13 protein-coding genes, 1 tRNA gene and 2 pseudogenes are annotated in these 18343 nt (G+C 27.1%); 10 read left to right on the top strand and 6 right to left on the bottom strand.

The window, feature by feature from the left end:
- The 3 genes and pseudogenes from Q0J90_RS12080 to Q0J90_RS12090 all read left to right on the top strand — a co-directional run.
- Positions 1-268, top strand: a pseudogene (locus Q0J90_RS12080) (hypothetical protein); the annotation flags it as partial.
- A gap of 18 nt (positions 269-286) precedes the next feature.
- The gene (locus Q0J90_RS12085) at positions 287-943 is read left to right on the top strand and encodes a leucine-rich repeat protein (RefSeq protein ID WP_297278152.1); all 657 of its coding nucleotides are present in this window, start codon (positions 287-289) and stop codon (positions 941-943) included.
- Between the two features lie 240 nt (positions 944-1183).
- Entirely contained in the window at positions 1184-2875 is a 1692-nt protein-coding gene (locus Q0J90_RS12090; RefSeq protein WP_297278153.1) for a phospho-sugar mutase, read from the top strand.
- Positions 2876-3647: 772 nt separating this feature from the next.
- On the opposite strand, the gene hisA is transcribed toward Q0J90_RS12090, so the two are convergent.
- The 3 genes and pseudogenes from hisA to blaOXA all read right to left on the bottom strand — a co-directional run bounded on the left by hisA (position 3648) and on the right by blaOXA (position 8516).
- Entirely contained in the window at positions 3648-4361 is a 714-nt protein-coding gene (hisA, locus tag Q0J90_RS12095) for a 1-(5-phosphoribosyl)-5-[(5-phosphoribosylamino)methylideneamino]imidazole-4-carboxamide isomerase (RefSeq protein WP_297278154.1), read from the bottom strand.
- A 381-nt stretch (positions 4362-4742) separates the two neighbouring features.
- Positions 4743-7304 (bottom strand): leucine--tRNA ligase, encoded by a 2562-nt coding sequence (gene leuS / locus Q0J90_RS12100; RefSeq protein ID WP_297278155.1) that lies wholly within the window; start codon positions 7302-7304, stop codon positions 4743-4745.
- A 373-nt stretch (positions 7305-7677) separates the two neighbouring features.
- Positions 7678-8516: pseudogene (gene blaOXA, locus Q0J90_RS12105) on the bottom strand (class D beta-lactamase).
- Positions 8517-8860: 344 nt separating this feature from the next.
- Between blaOXA and Q0J90_RS12110 the strand changes: the two are divergent.
- Positions 8861-10060, top strand: a complete 1200-nt coding sequence (locus Q0J90_RS12110) for an acyltransferase (RefSeq protein WP_297278156.1) — start codon at positions 8861-8863, stop codon at positions 10058-10060.
- Position 10061: 1 nt separating this feature from the next.
- Positions 10062-10733: a DUF6320 domain-containing protein gene (locus tag Q0J90_RS12115; RefSeq protein ID WP_297278157.1), complete on the top strand. Its 672-nt coding sequence runs from the start codon at positions 10062-10064 to the stop codon at positions 10731-10733.
- Positions 10734-10749: 16 nt separating this feature from the next.
- On the opposite strand, the gene recG is transcribed toward Q0J90_RS12115, so the two are convergent.
- Complete coding sequence (gene recG, locus Q0J90_RS12120; protein ID WP_297278158.1) at positions 10750-12840, bottom strand: ATP-dependent DNA helicase RecG; 2091 nt, start codon at positions 12838-12840, stop codon at positions 10750-10752.
- Between the two features lie 142 nt (positions 12841-12982).
- Here recG and Q0J90_RS12125 point away from each other — a divergent pair, with 142 nt between their 5' ends.
- Together Q0J90_RS12125 and Q0J90_RS12130 are read left to right on the top strand one after the other, a co-directional pair.
- Positions 12983-13738 carry a PilZ domain-containing protein gene (locus Q0J90_RS12125; protein ID WP_297278159.1) on the top strand — a complete coding sequence of 252 codons (756 nt, stop codon included), beginning with the start codon at positions 12983-12985 and terminating at the stop codon, positions 13736-13738.
- A complete protein-coding gene (locus tag Q0J90_RS12130; RefSeq protein WP_297278160.1) occupies positions 13719-14324 on the top strand; it encodes a 5-formyltetrahydrofolate cyclo-ligase in 606 nt (201 codons plus the stop codon). The genes Q0J90_RS12125 and Q0J90_RS12130 overlap by 20 nt, the downstream gene beginning before the upstream one ends.
- Here Q0J90_RS12130 and Q0J90_RS12135 read toward each other — a convergent pair whose 3' ends face one another.
- Together Q0J90_RS12135 and Q0J90_RS12140 are read right to left on the bottom strand one after the other, a co-directional pair.
- Complete coding sequence (locus Q0J90_RS12135) at positions 14325-14837, bottom strand: chemotaxis protein CheW (RefSeq protein ID WP_297278161.1); 513 nt, start codon at positions 14835-14837, stop codon at positions 14325-14327.
- Between the two features lie 103 nt (positions 14838-14940).
- Positions 14941-15014: transfer RNA gene (locus Q0J90_RS12140), tRNA-Ala, on the bottom strand.
- Between the two features lie 133 nt (positions 15015-15147).
- Between Q0J90_RS12140 and nhaC the strand changes: the two genes are divergently transcribed.
- From nhaC to Q0J90_RS12155, 3 genes are all read left to right on the top strand, one after another.
- Positions 15148-16563 (top strand): Na+/H+ antiporter NhaC, encoded by a 1416-nt coding sequence (gene nhaC / locus Q0J90_RS12145; protein ID WP_297278162.1) that lies wholly within the window; start codon positions 15148-15150, stop codon positions 16561-16563.
- Between the two features lie 109 nt (positions 16564-16672).
- Positions 16673-17113 (top strand): hypothetical protein, encoded by a 441-nt coding sequence (locus Q0J90_RS12150; protein ID WP_297278163.1) that lies wholly within the window; start codon positions 16673-16675, stop codon positions 17111-17113.
- A 155-nt stretch (positions 17114-17268) separates the two neighbouring features.
- Complete coding sequence (locus Q0J90_RS12155; RefSeq protein WP_297278164.1) at positions 17269-18246, top strand: DnaJ domain-containing protein; 978 nt, start codon at positions 17269-17271, stop codon at positions 18244-18246.
- Positions 18247-18343: the final 97 nt, after the last annotated feature.

An 18343-nucleotide genomic window follows, 5' to 3' on the forward strand; every position in this document is an offset into this window, starting at 1 on the left:
AAGCCTTTTAAAAACAATGGAAGGCAATCATACTTTTTCAGGATGCACATCATTAAAAAGCGTAGAATATCTTGGAGATAATAGCACAGGAATTAATCTAACAGGCAATGATTTATTTGGGGCATACCCACCATATCCCGCTTCAACTCCGCAGAATTTATATCTTCCTAATGTGGCGTCTGATCCTCAAGATAGAAGTTGGGATAATTTTTTAACATATAATTGGAAAGCAAATGGTAAGATTAACTATAATACAAAAATGCCTTAATAAAATAGGAGATTTTAAGTGAAAAAAGTATTAATATTATTTATTTTTATTTTAACAATGACTTCATGTAAATATAAAATAACTTCTCCTTATTCAGAATATGACATATCATTAGGCGGTAATGAAAATAAGACTCTTTCTGTAATAGATGCTAATGCTTCAGCGGATGAAATAATAAATTCTTTGGAAAATAATAAAAAAATAACAGGAAAAAATATTATAGTAGTTGTAGGACATATTTCATCATCTGCAATATTTGATAATATGAAAATTGCCCTTAAAAATGAAAGCAATGTAGAATTGGATTTATCTAATGCTATTCTTGATAATGATTACACTTTTACATCAGCGGATGCTTTATTTCTCAAAACTGTACTTTTTGCATCTACTCAAAAAATAATTGCTGATTTTTTTAAAGGATGTACATCATTAGCTAATGTTCAGCTGCCTTATTCTTTAATAAGTGTTAATAATGCAAGTTTTGACGGATGCAGTTCTTTAAAAAATGTTGAATATTTAGGAACTTCTCCAAATGTAATAACAGGAACAACTTTATCCGGAACAAAACCTACAGATTTATATCTTCCTAACGTATCTTCTCAAAATGATGCTTGGAAAAATTTTTTAGGTATAGCTTGGGTTAATATACATTATGGTGTTTCCATGCCTAAATAATACTTGATTATATACCTTTTGTATACTATAATTTATATAGAAAAATTATTATTTTTTATTATTGCTTATTTTACTAATAAAAAAGTTATATGCTGATGATTTTATTAACTTTTTAAAGAAATAAATAAGCGGCTGATAACTAATGAGAAAAAGTTGTAAGCTATTTTGAAAATAGTTTATTGCTGGCAACAATAAGAAATTATTAGAATTTATTTAAAATAAATATATAGAGGTGTATATATGGAACAAGAAGTAAAAGCAAGAATAGACTCATGGCTTAACGGCTCTTATGATGAAGAGACAAAAAAAGAAATTAAAGCATTATTAGATGCCGGCAATGAAAAAGAGTTAATAGATGCATTCTATAGAGATTTAGAATTTGGTACCGGCGGACTTAGAGGAATAATGGGTGTTGGTACTAACAGAATGAATAAATATACTGTTGGTGTTGCTACTCAGGGACTTGCTAATTACATATTAAAACAAGGCGGAAGCAATTATAAAGTTGCTATAGGTTATGACTCAAGAAATAATTCTGATATATTTTCAAAAGCTGCTGCTGAAATACTTTCTTCAAATGGAATAAGCGTTTATTTATATGATGATATCCACCCTATTTCACTTCTTTCTTATGCAGTTAGAAGTTTAGGATGTATTGCAGGTATAGTTGTTACTGCTAGTCATAACCCTAAAGAATATAACGGATATAAAGTTTATTGGACTGACGGAGCTCAAGTTATACCTCCTCATGATAAAAACATCATAGATGAAGTATTGAAAGTTAAGCCTGAAGAAGTAAAAATGGGAGATGCTTCAAAAATTACTATTATAGGAAAAGATATTGAAGATAAATACATGAATGATTTAATGGGATATTTAGTTAATCCTGATATCATTAAAAAACATAATGATATAAAAATAGTTTATACTCCTATTCATGGTTCCGGATACAAAATGGTTCCTATGGCATTAAGAAAGGCAGGATTTACTAATTTAACTACTTTAGAAGGTGCTCAGCCTCCTAATGGAAACTTCCCTACTGTAGAATCACCTAACCCGGAAAATCCTGAAGCATTGCAGATAGCTGTTAATAAAGCTAAAGAAATTGGTGCTGAACTTGTTATGGGTACTGACCCTGACTGTGACAGAATGGGTTGTGCTTTACTTACTAAAGATGGTTCTTATATGTATCTTACTGGAAACCAAATAGGCTCTATAATATCATACTACCTCATTACAAATAAAAAAAATATAAAAAATCCATATATAGTAAAAACTATAGTAACTACAGAACTTGCCAGAGCTATTGCTGATGCTAATAATGTTAAGCTTTATGATGTTCTTACTGGATTTAAATGGATTGCTGATGTTATAGAAAGAGAAAAAGAAGGAACATATTTATTCGGATTTGAAGAGAGTTTCGGATATTGTATTAACTCTAATGTACGCGATAAAGATGGTGTTAGTTCTTGTTTAATGCTTGCTGAAGTTCTTGCTTATTGTAAAGACAACAACATGACATTAGCTGATTACTTAGAAAGCATTTATGAAAAATACGGCTATTTCTATGAGGAAACTATATCTATAACTAAAAAAGGCGCTGACGGAGCTAAAGCTATAGCTGATTTGATGACTTATTACAGAAACAATTTACCTAAAGAAATTTCAGGAGTTCAAGTAGAAACTATAAGCGATTATGAGAAAAAAGAAGTTTATGATAATACAGGCAAAAAAATAAAAGACATTACTTTACCTAAATCTAATGTGCTTCAATATATACTTGCTGACAAAACTAAAATTACTATCAGACCTTCTGGTACTGAACCAAAAATCAAATTCTATTTTGAAGTTTGTGTAAAAGAAAGCAAAGATAAGAGACTTGCAGTTGCTAAAGAAAAAGTAGCTAATTTCAAAAAGTTTATTAAAGAATAAAATTTATATAATTAAATAAAAAAGAAGTCCTATTTATAATGGGGCTTCTTTTTTATGCGACATTTTTTGTCATAGTGAAAAAGTATAATATATATAATTAGATTAATATTAAGGAGATTATATGAAAAAATTATTATAATATTATCTTTTTTACTAATTCTTATAATAAGCTGCTCCAGTAATTATATGAGTGTCAGCAATAAAAAAACAAATACAGATATATCTGTTGGAAAATTACTACTACAGAAATACTATATACACAAATAATTTTGCAAAAACTAAAATGATAAAACTTCTTTATTATTAACTATAATAAAATGTATATTTATAATAATATCAGTAATTTTATTTTTACCGTTTATATTACTTATTTCTTTTTTATTCTCCATAATAAACTCCCTAAAAGCATTATTATTTAGTATTATACTGCTTTTTATTATTTGTTCTTAAATTAACTTTTGACAAAATTTATGATTTTTTTAATGGTTTCAGATGAAGATTATAAGAAATGTAATAATTACTTACTTTATAAAATATAAAAGCCTCATTATTTTTTAATAGTACTTTTATATTTTTGTATTTATTCTAATTCAACACTCTATATTTATTTGGATTTTGAATTTACTAAACGCACGCAGAACAAAATAAAAAAATAATTTAATTATTAATTTTAACTTCAATACATATAAAATTAGTCTAACCGTGCGTTAACTAATTTTTATATGTACCAATATTTATTTATATTAACAAAATAAAAAATATATATATAATATTACGAAACAAGTTTAATAATCTTTTTTAAATCTAGTTTGTTTTCATATATAGCTTTTCCCACTATAGCTCCGTTAATATTCATATCTCTTAATCTTATAATTTCATCTTCAAAAGTAACACCGCCTGAAGCTATAATATTGCATGAAATTTTTTCTCTTAATTCTTTATATATTTCTAAATTAGTACCTGATAATTTTCCGTCTTTTGATATATCAGTATATATTATTGTATCGATACCCATTTCATCAAGTTTAATACAAAATTCAACTGAGTCTTGTTTATTAATCTCTTTCCAGCCTTTAACTGCTATCATTCTATCTCTTGAGTCAATGGACACAGCTATATGATCCTTATATTTATTAATCATATTTTCAGTAAAATCAATATTTTCAACTGCTGCTGTTCCAAGTATAGTTCTTTTTACTCCTATATCCAAATATCTATTTATAGTCTCTTCATTTCTTATACCGCCGCCTACCTCAACAAATAAATCTGACTTTTTTATAATTTTTTCTATTGTTTTAAAATTAATAGTTTCCCCGTCGCTTGCACCATCCAAATCAACAACATGCAGATATTTACTTCCGCTTTCGATAAAAAAATCTAATGCTTCAATAGGGTCTCTAAAATAAGTAGTTTTATTATCATAATCTCCTTCAACAAGTCTTACAACTTCTCCGTTTTTTAAATCTATTGCTGGAAGTATATACATTTTTAATCCTCTAATTTTATATTAATAAGTTAAATCATTATAACATATTATTTAAAATAAAAAATTATCATAATTTAAATTTCTAAATTTTTTAACATACAAAACGCACGCAAAACCATGTTATAAATATATATTGGTTTTGAATGTTAATTTTTACTATATATAAAATTTAGTTTACCGTGCATTGAATAAAATTCTACTTTTAATAAGAACTTGGGTGGGATTGCTATTTCTCATTAAGCAATAAAAAATAAATAAAATTAGAATTTCAAAATTAAACAATAAAGAATAAAGGGCGGGGTATGTAATTAAAGCTAAATAAAAAGAGTACAGATTATTAAATCCATACCCTTTTATCACTAATTTTTACTAATTATATTCTTACTTGATAACTATATTTACAAGCTTTCCTTTAACATAAACTACTTTAATAACATTTTTGCCTTCTATAAATGATTTTACTTTTTCATTTGATAAAGCTTGATTTTTAGCATCTTCTTCGCTTATATTAACATCAGCTTCTATTCTATCTCTTATTTTACCATTAACTTGGAATACAAGCTCAAATGTATCATCTTTGCAATACTTTTCATCATGCTCAACCCAGCTTTCTTCAAGTATCATTTTTCCGAAGTTTAGTATCTGATAAAGTTCTTCTGTAATATGAGGAGCTATAGGATTAAGAAGTATTAAATATCCTCTTATAACTTCTTTGAACATAGCATAATCATCATTATTAGCTAATTTTATTGAAGACATATCATTTAAAAGCTCCATCAAAGCAGCAATTGCAGTATTGAAGTGGAATCTATCTTTAATATCTATTGTAACTTTCTTTATTGTTTTATGATATTTTCTGTACAAATTTTTAGCTTCTTTTGATAAGTTATTATAATCAAATGATTTATTAGTTTTGAATGCTTCTTCATCTTTATATTTAAGGAATAATGTCCAAATTCTATTTAAGAATCTTGCAGAACCCTTAACACCTTCATCAGACCATTCTTTATCTTTTTCAGGAGGAGCAACAAACATAACGAATATTCTAACAGCATCGGCACCGAAAAGTTCTATAATCTCAGCAGGATCAACCCCATTAGCCTTTGATTTAGACATCTTTTCCATTTTTACTATTATATCTTCTTTTTTAATGCCGTCTTTCTCATACTCTTTATTGTTCATTTGCTCTTGAGTATAGAATTTCTTTAACTCCCTTGATTCATAACTATTTGCTAAAACCATACCTTGAGTTAAAAGTTTATTGAAAGACTCATCTCCTTTGATAAGTCCTATATCTCTCATAAACTTGTACCAGAATCTTGAATATAAAAGGTGCATACAAGCATGTTCAATACCGCCAATGTACTGGTCAACACCAAGCCAAGCATTAGCAACAGCAGGATCAAAAGGCATTTTATCATTATGAGCATCTGTATATCTTGCATAATACCAAGAACTGCAAGTAAATGTATCCATAGTGTCAGTTTCTCTTCTAGCCTTGCCTCCGCATTTAGGACAAGTAGTATTAACGAATGATGCAGATTTTTTAAGAGGATTTTCTCCAACTGTAAACTCTATATCCATAGGAAGTGTTATAGGTAATTCGCTTTCAGGAACAGGTACAACACCGCATTTCTCACAATGAACAAATGGTAAAGGATTGCCCCAATATCTTTGTCTTGATATAAGCCAATCTCTAAGTTTATACTGAACCTGCTCCCTTCCAAAACCTTTTTCTGCAGCATATTCTATAGCCCTTTTTATAGCATCTCTTGTAGAAAGTCCGTTTAATATATCAGAATTAACAACTGTTCCATCCTCAGTATAAGCCTCAGTCATATTTTCAGCTTTTAAAGAATTGTCAGCATTTTGTATAACAACTTTTATAGGTATATTATATTTTTTAGCAAATTCAAAGTCTCTTTGGTCATGGGCAGGTACAGCCATTACAGCACCGCTACCATACTCAGCCAAAACGAAATTAGCAGCATATAAAGGAGCTTTCTCTCCATTAAATGGATTAACTACATATCTTCCTGTAAATACACCTTCTTTCTCATAATCTGTTTTTTGATCTATCTTAGCAGACTTTTTAATGAACTCATCAACTGCACTTCTTTGTTCAGGAGTACACATATCTAAAAGTCCGTCATAATTCCAAGCTATAGCCATATAAGTAACACCGTAAATAGTGTCCGGACGAGTTGTAAATATAGGAAAATCTTTGCCGTCATCTAAATTAAAATTAACATAAGCTCCGACACTTCTTCCTATCCAGTTTTTCTGCATAGCTATAACATTATCAGGCCAATAACCTTCTAATAATTTCAAATCTGCATCCAACTGCTCAGCATAATCAGTAACTTTTATATACCATTGCTCAAGCTTCTTTTTAGTAACCTCTCCGTCACATCTCCAGCAAGTGCCTTCAGCTGTAACCTGTTCATTGGCAAGCACAGTATTACAATGGTCACACCAGTTAACATCTCCGCCTTTTCTATATAAAAGCCCTTTTTCATACATCTTTAATATAAACCATTGTCCCCATTTATAATAATCAGGAAGACAAGTTGTAACTTCCCTGTCCCAATCATAAGAATATCCGAGTAAGTTTAACTGCTCTTTCATATTAGCAATATTTTTCAAAGTCCATTCAGCAGGGTGAGTTTTATTATCTATAGCAGCATTTTCTGCAGGCATACCGAAAGCGTCCCAGCCCATTGGGTGTAAAATATCATAGCCTAACAGTTTATAGTATCTAGCTATAGAGTCAGCTATAGTATAATTAGAAACATGTCCCATGTGCATTTTTCCAGATGGATAAGGAAACATCTCTAATACATAATATTTTTTGTCTGTAGGTTTAGAAACTGTTTTGAAAGACTGATTATCTTTCCAAAATTTCTGCCATTTCTTTTCAATGGTAGTAAAATTATATTCCATAATATACACTCCGTAGTTTGATACTATTAAAATTTAGTTTACATATTTTTAATGTCAAAAATTATATTGCAAATCTGTATATTTTTCAAGTGATTAGAGTATTTTAAATTCTGCTACATACCCCGCCCTATTTTCTTTATTATCTTATTGAAAAATTCTAATTTAAATTCTTTTTCATTATACATTAAGAGAAAGCATCCCCGCCCTAGATTTATTTAAATTTAAAATCTATTTAACGCACGGTTAATAAAATTTTGTATATAATAAAAATGAACATTCAAAATCAATATATATCTATAATACCATTTAGCGTGCGGTACAAAAATTATAAATTTAAAAATGATAACCAAGTTATAATTATATACTACTATATTTAATTTAATAAATTAATAGACCTTAAACTTTCTTTTACTATATTTATTCTTTTAGCAAGATCATCAGAATTTATATTATCAATATTTAGAGCAAAAACATAAATATTATCATTTTCTTCCAGCCATCCCACAAACCAGCCAATAGGCACTGTATTCATATTTTCAGAATCTGCTAATCCTGTTTTACCATGCAAAATATAATTATCGGTTTGTTCTAATATTGTAATATCAGAAACAGCTCTTTGTATTTCTATAGGATAAGGCAGTTGATTTTGTGATAATTTGGTTAATAGTTTAACTTGTTCCATAGCACTTATTTCTAAAGGCCCTTCAAGCCAAAAAGTATCTACACTTTTTCCTATATCTTTATTTCCAAAATCTAATTTTTCTATATTTTCTTTCATTTTTTCAAGCCCTACCCTTCTAGCTAATTCCTTATAAGCAGGTACCTGCGAATTTTGAATTGCATATCTTAAATTAGAGTCTTTAGCCCAAGATTCGAGAAAAACTTTTCCCCATTATATTTATAAAATACCTCATCAACATCCTTAACAGCTTTTTCATACAATCCTATTAAACTATTAAATATTTTAAAAGTAGATGCCGGATAAAATCTTTGATTAGCTCTTTCTTCGTTATATACAATATATTTATCCTCTTTTACATTATATAAAACTAATGTTCCTTTAGTATTATTTTTATTAAATATATTTTCTATCAATTTAGTTTCATCTAAAATTTGTATTTCTTCATTTGATTTGCTTTCTAAATTATTATTATTTTTACATGACAGTAAAACAATAATAACAAATGTCAATATAGTAATTTTTTTTAACATTTTTTATTATCCCATAATAAAGTTAAAGGAGTATATATCAAATTTATAAGCATGTCAAATTAATAAGAATATAATATTTTAAGTTATAAAATATTATTACATACCCCGCTCTTTATTCTTTATTGTTTTATTTTTGATTCTAATCTAAATTATTTTTACTGACTAATAAAGAAACAGTACACCCGCCCAAGTGTTTATTAAATTTAAAATGCCATTAATAAATATTATTTTTATGATTTTATCATTGCAAAATAATTTTTATTAATTAAAATAAATAATATGAAACAATTATATAAACTTGACAATGCTGCTAAACTTTTTGTATCTATAAAAAACAAAAAAATATGCCTATATTTAGAGTCTCTGCTGTATTAATGGAAGAAGTAAATAGAGAAACATTGCAAAAAGCATTAGACATAACAATAAAAAGATTCCCAACACTTGCACTATCAATAAAAAAAGGATTATTTTGGAACTACTTTGAAGAAAATAATAGAACATTAATGGTGCAGAAAGAAAAATATTATCCTTGCTATAATATAAACAGTAAATTAAATAACGGACATTTAATAAGAGTGGTATTTTATAAATATAGAATCTCTGTTGAAATAGCTCATTCTTTAGCCGATGCCACATCTCTAATAAGTTTTTTAAAATCTTTATTATATCATTATTTCACACTATCAGGTAAGACAATTAATGATATAAACGAAGACATATTCAAAGATAATATACATACTATAGCAGATTATGATGACAGTTTTGAAATTCATACAAAGGAAAAAAAACAATCAAAAAAAGAAGCAAAAATAAAAAATGTTTATCTAGTTAAAGGAAAACCATTAAAAATATACGGTGATAATGTTATACATGGAATATTAAGCTTAGAAAAAATTAAAGAAGAGAGTAAAAAATATAACGCAACAATAACTGCTTATATATTATCAGTTCTTGCATATTCAATATATGAAACAAGAATAAAAAATAGACATGAAGGAAAAAATATAGTTATATGCATACCTGTAAACTTAAGAAAAATATTCCCATCTATATCATTAAAAAATTTCTTCGGTATTACAAATATAGCAATTAATACTGACAAAGAACTTGAATTTGAAAATATAATTGAAACTGTAAAAAATGAAATGAAAAATAAAATATCAAAAGATTATTTAGAAAATTTCATATACGAAAATACAAAATTAGAAAATAATATATTTGCTAAATTTATACCATTATTTATAAAAAATTTTGTAGTTAATTTAGCATTTGAATTATTTGAAGATAAAATAAAAACAATGACTATTTCAAATTTTGCTAATATATCATTGCCCGAAGAGATGAAAGATTATATCAGTCATTTTGAAGCTGTAGTATATCCAACAATAAATAGTCCGTTAAATTGCGGTGTATGCAGTTTTTATGATAAACTTTCAATAACATTTAATAGAACGGTAATAGAAACAGATATTATAAGATACTTTTTTCAATATATGTCAAATATATCAAAAGTAGAAATATATTCTAATGATTTCGGAGTATAAAATGCCTCATTGTAATAACTGTAAATTAGAAATTAAAACGAATAAAAATATATGTCCGTTATGTTTAAAAGAATTAAATAATAATGGCAACAATAAATTAATATATGAAGAATATCCTTCATATAAAGATTTTTATAAAGAACAAAATAAAATCAATGTGAAAAAAATTGTACTCTTAGCATCTTTAGCTGCAATAATATCTATAATAGTAGTTAATATATCTACATCAAGCAAATATAATTGGGCTGTAATATCAGTAATATCAATAGCAGCTGCATATTTCACTTATATATGCTTTACTGCTAAATCACTATATTTAAGGCAAAAATTATTAATAGAATTTTTTATACTTGCCCCATTAATAATTATAATCGATATATTTACAGGATTTTATAAATGGTCTTTTAATTATACCATTCCTTTTTTGTCTATGTCTTTGAATATTGCAATGCTTATAATATCTTTAATAGACAATAAATATTTTAATGAATATGTATCTTATATAATATCATCTTCGTTTATATCAATGATAATGATTATAATACCATTATTCAATTTTGTATTTTGGAGCAGCTTATCAGCATTTGCAAGCGGTGTAATAATAATATTAATAATGCTTATTTTGTTTAATAAAGATTTTTTATTATCTATAAAAAAAATTTTTCATACTTAAAATTAGTATATAATAATTATTCATCTTTTATTATTTTATCTTTTAAATAATTAGCCTTTAATATAAAAGCCTCATTTTCATTATAAAAATCTTCTTTATTTTTTTCATCTTTTAATAAAGAACGCATTTCATCTTTAGCTTTACGCATAATCTCGCTGTCTTTTATAATATTTCCAATTTTGAAATCAGGTATTCCGCTTTGTTTATCTCCTAAGAACTCACCAGAACCTCTTAATTCTAAATCCTTTTCTGATATTTTGAATCCGTCAGTAGTTTCACATATTATGTTAATTCTTTCTTTTATGATATCATTTAATTCACTATGAAGTATTAAATAACAATAACCTAATTTATCTCCTCTGCCTACCCTGCCTCTAAGCTGATGAAGCTGCGATAAACCAAAACGCTCTGCCCCTTCTATTAATATAGTAGTAGCATTAGGATTATCTATGCCTACTTCTATTACTGTTGTTGAAAATAATACTTTTATCTCTCCGTTTGAAAATTTATTCATTATATATTCTTTTTCTTCATCTTTCATTTTACCATGTATTATTTCTATTTGTACATTTGAAAAATAAGTTTCTTTTGATCTTTGAAATTCACTTGAAAGAGTAATGAAATTTGAATCAGTATTTTCTATAAATGGGAAAACAACATACCCTTGTTCTCCCTTTTCTATTCTATTTTTTAAGAATTTATAACAATGATCCCTTTCATAAAGCTCTTTATACTTTGTAAGCACACCTTTTCTGCTGCTAGGCATACTTTTTATAATGGATAAATCTAACTCTCCAAATAATGTTAATGCTAAAGACTGAGGAATCGGTGTTGCTGTCATAAGCAGATAATCAACATTTTCTCCTTTTGAAAGAAGTTTGTTTCTTTGAGCTACCCCGAATCTCTGCTGCTCATCAACTATTGCATAAGATAAATTTTTGAATATAACTTCATCATAAAGTATAGAATGCGTACCTACTAATATATGGCTTTTACCCTCTCTAAGTCTTTTAAGCAAATATCCTCTTTCATTTTGGCTAACAGAGGAAGTTAATATATCAACTTTTATTTGCTCCTCCAAACCTGCTGCTTTAATTATTTTCTTAAAAGTTTTATAATGCTGCAAAGCTAATATTTCTGTAGGTGCTAAAAACGCAGTTTGAAATCCTGATTCTGCAGGTATTAACGATGTTAAAAATGCTACTATAGTTTTACCTGCTCCAACATCTCCTTGAAGAAGTCTGAACATTTGTTTATTTGAAAATAAATCATTCTTTATCTCTTCTATTGTATTTAATTGATCAGGAGTTAATTCAAATGTTAAACTTGATTTAACTTTTTCAATCAAATTAGAAGAATTATATCTTTTCTCTTTTATTAGTATATTCGGCCTTCTTTCACTTAAATGTATATATTGAAAAGTTAAAAACTCTTCAAAAACTAAACTTTCTCTAGCTTCAGCTAAAGCCTCAAAAGAAGTAGGAAAATGCATTTCCATAACCGAAGAAACAAAACTCTTAAGTCTGTACTTCTTTTTTATAATGCTAGGTATATCATATTTCATATTCTTTTCAAAATTAACAAGTTCATCTACAATTAAAGTTCTTAATTTTTTTTGAGAAAGTCCTTCTGTTAATGGATATATAGGAACTATCTTACCATAAGATAATGCATTTGAAGATGGTTTTTCAAATTCTATAACTCTGCATTGTATTTTACCGCGTCCGCTTCTTAAAAATTTTCCAGTAAGATAAAGTTTTGCTCCCTTTGCAATTCCTGCCGGAAGTCTTCCTCCATATATTGGAACCTCGCATATTACATCGCCGTCTGTAACTATTACTAATGGTTTATTTCTATATTGAAAAGTAAAACTTGATATATCTATAACTTCTACATAAACAACGCTTGTTTTTTCCTGATTCTGTAATGCTTCATATATTTTTAATGTTTTTCTTCTGTCATCATAAGTTCTTGGATAAAATGATATAAGATCATATAATGTTATTATATTTTTCTTAGCTAATATTTCAGCGTATTTAGGGCCAACACCTTTCAAATATTTTATACTTTTAATAAAAATTTCTTTACTATAATTGTTTTCTTTCAATTTTTAAAATCTCTAAATAATTTATTAAAATATTACATTATAAATACGAAAATTAATAGTACATTTTTTGTAAAAAAACAGTTGTACGAATAAAAAAAATATGTTACAATTGCGTGTAACAAGTATTGTCAGGAGTCAAACAATGGACAAAGAAAAAATAAAAGGCGTCATAATAGAAAATGATGTAGGAATATTAACAAAATATAAAAATGCTTTTGGAGATGAATTTGATATAAGCGTTTTTAATGATGCTAATTCATCACTAGCCCATATTATTGAAAATAATTTAGATATCTATTTCTATATTATTAGATATAAAGAAGAGGATAAAGATGCTATAAAATTCTTTTCCGATAAAATCAACAAGATTAATCCTCAAATAAAATTTGTTCTTACAGATACTTCAGATGAATCCATTGCAGATGAATACCCTTATTCTTTAGTATTTGTAAAAAACACAGATATTGGAAGCATTGTTCATGCTATTAAATCATATATATCCAATGCTGCTGACAGCAGTTCTAAAAGAAGACAATATTCAAGAGTTAACTGGCCTTTAAATGTTATTATAGCATATAAAGATAAAATTAGAGGAACTATAGATAGAAATATATTATCTATAAGCGGTAATGGAGCATATATTTCTTCAGATACAAATATTCCTGAAAAAGGAGATATGCTTGGTTTAACTATATCTTTTAAAGATTTTAAACTATTTACAGAAGCTAAAGTTGTATGGATAAATAATAATAAACAAAAACCTGATTTACCTAAAGGTTTTGCTGTACAATTTATTGATATAGGTATGGCTTCTCAAAAAATTATAGACCAAATTATTAGAGACAAGTTATTACAGGAAATATTATTAGAATATAACGATGAGAACTTCTCTTCATGATAATTTAGATATAAAAGAAGCAAAAAAAATAATAAGAGAACCTTTTAAACTCATTAGAAATAGTTTATATGCTTCATTTGTTGATGCTAAAAGTAATATTATATATAAAAAATTTAAAAATATAGTTAATATTAATAAATTTTCTTCTATATGTGTTTATATAGATTTTAATAATGAAGTTTCTACATACAAAATAATAAAAAATGCTTTAAGTAATAATATTAAAGTGTCTGTACCATTTCTTATAGACAATCATAATATGATATTAAAGTATATAGAAGATTATGATAAAGATATAAATCGAAATACAAAATTCGGTAACGGGGAACCCTTTGCCCATTGTAAAGACTGCGACATAGAAGGAGTATCAATGTTTATAATTCCTGCTTTAGCATTTGATGAAAAATGCAATAGGCTTGGATTTGGAAATGGATATTATGATAATATATTAAAAATAAATAAAAATGCACTAAGAATAGGCTTAGCTTATGATTATCAAATATTACCTCTAATTCCAAAAGATAATGACGATGAAATATTAGACATTATTATAAGCGAAAGTAAAGTAATCACAGCAATATTCTAATTAACTTTCAGTGCTGTCAGTTTCTTCTTCTTCATCAGTAGTAAATAATTTCTCTAAATCTAATACTACTAATAATTTATCTTCTAATTTACCAACACCTTTTATATATTTCTGACCTATACCTGAAAGCATTGGAGGAGGAGGCTGTATATCAGAATTAGATATAGATACTACTTTTGATATAGAGTCAATAATTATACCCATATCTACATCTTCGATTTTTACTATGATAATACCAGTATTTTTATCACCTTCAATCTCTTCCAAATTAAATCTTTTTTTCAAATCTATAATAGGTATTATATTGCCGCGTAAATTAATAACTCCTTCCACAAAATCTGGAGCATTAGGTATAAGAGTAATCTTTTCCATTTTGATTATCTCTTTAGCCTGCATGATATCTATAGCATATTCCCCGCTTCCTAGTCTGAAAGTAACTAGGTTAGTACTATCTTCAAGCTCAGCTCTGGATTCTGTACTTTCTATAGGTTGTTGCTCTAGCTGTTCTGCCATTTTTATAATGCCTCCATGAGTGTTAGAGTTATTTAATTATCGGAAATATCCTTTTATATTTTATAGCAATATAAAAGATTTTCAATTAAAAAATAACATATTATGGAGATAATGGGGCTCGAACCCACGACCCTCACAATGCCATTGTGATGCTCTCCCAAACTGAGCTATATCCCCTTATATATTTGGCAGTATTTTATATTATTTTAACTTAAAAGTCAACGATTACGGTAAAATATTAGCTGTAACTATTGACATTACAATAAAAATAGTTTATATATTTATTAGAATTTGTTATATAGGTAATTTTATGAAATCAAAGCAAATCAGCACATTTTGGAAGCTGTTTCCATTAATATTTATACTTGTAAGCGTTTTAATATTCACAATTAAATATGGAGTTCCTATAGAATTCTTGCTTACTATAGGAACATTAATATCTTGCATAATAGCACATTTTGCAGGTTATAGCTGGAAAGATATGGAAGATGCTTTTATAAAAAAGATAGTTGACACTTGGCTTGGAGTTTTAATATTTATATTAATAGGTATAGTTGTAGGAGCATGGATGTATGCAGGAACTGTACCTATGTTAATATACTATGGAATCAAATTAATTCATCCGTCTTTTATACCTGTAATGGCCTTTATAGTTACATCATTTCTTTCTATATTTACAGGCACTTCATGGGGTTCTGCTTCTACTGCAGGAGTTGCATTTATTGGAATTGCCCAAGCAACAAACACTCCGCTGCCATTAGTAGCTGGTGCTGTTATAAGCGGTGCATATCTTGGAGATAAAAACTCCCCTATATCAGATACTACTGTATTAGCTGCTATGGGAGCGGGTACTACACTTTCTAATCATATAAAAACTATGCTTGCAAATACAATACCTTCTGCAATACTTGCAGCAATAGTATTTACTGTATTAGGATTCAATGCTTCTTCAAATACCGACATTTCAAATCTTAAAGAAGCAAGCGAAATATTAACATCATTGGATTCAATATTTAATTTCAATATATTTTTATTAATTCCTCCTGCTTTTGTACTTATAGCGAGTGTTAAAGGAGTAAATCCTGTAATCACTATGTTTATAGGAAGTTTAATTGCTATAATATTAGGTGCTGTATTTCAGGATTTCGGAATTATAAATTCTATGAAATCATTTGTAACTGGATTCAATATATCAATGTCCCCTACAGTTAATCCGGAAAGCATACCTCAAAATTTACATACTTTATTAAACAGAGGCGGTATGATAAGCACAATGCCAAGCGTATTATTTTTAATACTTGCTCTCACTTATGGTGCTATGCTTCAGCTAATAGGCACTTTGGATACTCTTATAGAATTATTAATAAAAATAGTAAAAGGTGTAAGAAGTTTAATATTTATAACTTGGTTTACAACATTCACTATAAACTCAGCATTAAGCAGCCTTCAATTTACATTTTTAACATTAGGCTCAGTTCTCAAAGATGTATACAAAAAATATAATGTCAATCTTGGAGTATTATCAAGAACGATGGAAGAAGGAGGAACGCTTACAGAAGTTCTGCTTCCTTGGACTGTTACAGGTGTTTATATGACTTCAATACTTGGAGTTCATACTTTACAGTACATGCCTTACTCATTTTTTAATTTAATAAGCATAGGGCTTTCTTTCATTTATATGCTCACTTTGCCTAAATTTGCGGTATCGATAAACAAAAAGGCTTAACCTTCCCCCGTAGATATATATAGATATATACCTAATATATCAAAAACATTCATGTACAAAGATTATAAAGCATTGTATATTTTTTATATAAAAACAAAAGGATGTTTTAATGATTAAAAAAATTTTAAGAAAAATTAAATCTAAAAATAATAGAAATAGGAGAATTAAGCAAAACAGAAACAACAAAAGAAAATTAAAAAAAGAAAAAGTAATATCCAACAGAATAGAAAAAACAACAACTCTTCAGCATAAAACTCATGTATTAATGAATAATAATACAAGTTATATTGAGAAAAATATATCTTTAATAGATGAAAATAAATATTTAGGAGAAAAGTTAAATAAAAAAATAGAAGAATATAATGAACTATTCATTAAGCTTCAGGAAAAGGAAAAAAAACTAGAAGTAAAATCTAATAATTTAAATGCCAGAGAAGAGGATTTGAATGAAAGAGCTAGCAATATCAGAAAAGAAGAAATAAATTTAAATATAAAAAAAGAATATGTTGATAAAGAAGAACAAAGAGTAGAAAAAAAGATAGAGATTTAGATGAAGAAAGAGAAAATATAAAAAAACGTGAGAATGAATCTAGAGAAGTAGAAGAAAAAGCAAGGGAAATAGAAAAAAAGGCAAGAGAAAACATAGAAAAATATGAAGCAAAATATGAAGAAGTAAAAAAAGATAAAGAATATTATGAAGAAAAAATGGAAGAGCTTGATTCAAGAGAAAGAATATGCAGAGAAAAAGAAGAGGATATAGAATCAAGGGATATTGATTTAAGAGGAAGGGAAGATACTTTTGATTTAAGAGAAAAAGAATTATTTGACAGTTTTGAAAAAGAAAAGGCAGAATGGGAAGAGAAAAGAGAAGAAATAGAAAAAGTATTATCAGAAAAAGAAAAAGAACTTGACAGAAAAATAGCTGCTATAGAAGAGTCTGCTATAGTATTTGAGGATATAAAATTTGATGATACAGAAGACGGAAGAAAAGCAAAAATAGTTGTAAAAGAAGCTATAAGAAGATCTTTAAAACTGCTTGAAGAATTAATGAATGAGTTTAAAGAATTAGAAGAAAAATATTCAAGCGGAACATTTAAAGGTATTGCTATACCTATAGAAGATATAAGTGATTCATTTGAAGAACTAAAAAGTGAATTTAGTAATATCAGCGAACACAATAATGAGTACGAAAATATTTTTGACTTATGGATTAAAGAAGTAGAAAACTATATAGAAGAAACTGATACAAATATAAAAAAACATTTATTCCCAGAAGCATACAGAAGCTGCATATTCGGACTTTCTTACTGCAAAAGCTATATAAAAATGGTGGAAATATTTAATGAATATACTTCTCCAGAAACTTCAGATGAAAGCTCTTCTGATGATGAACATAAAGATTCTGATGGAAACTTTATGAATTGGTATGAAATATTATGGGAAGAAGAGTACGATGAATCAAAATATGAAAAATATACTTTATATTCTGAAAAAGATATAAATAAGCAATACAAAAAAATGATGAAAAAACATCATCCTGATAAAGCAACAGAAGAAAATAAAGAAAAAGCACATGAAAAATCTACAATGCTTAACAAGGCAAAAGAAATATTATCAGATGAATATAAAAAATCAAATTATGACAGAGAATATATGGAATATTTCTCTAAAAAAAATAAATAATATAAGGAGTAAATATGTCAGAAGAAAATAAAATACCTGCATTAAGAAAAGGCAATGTTTCAATCAATAAAAAAAATGATTTAAACAAAATAAAGCC

Origin of the sequence: uncultured Brachyspira sp., from assembly GCF_944390595.1 — a bacterium.
Classification (GTDB): Bacteria; Spirochaetota; Brachyspiria; order Brachyspirales; family Brachyspiraceae; genus Brachyspira.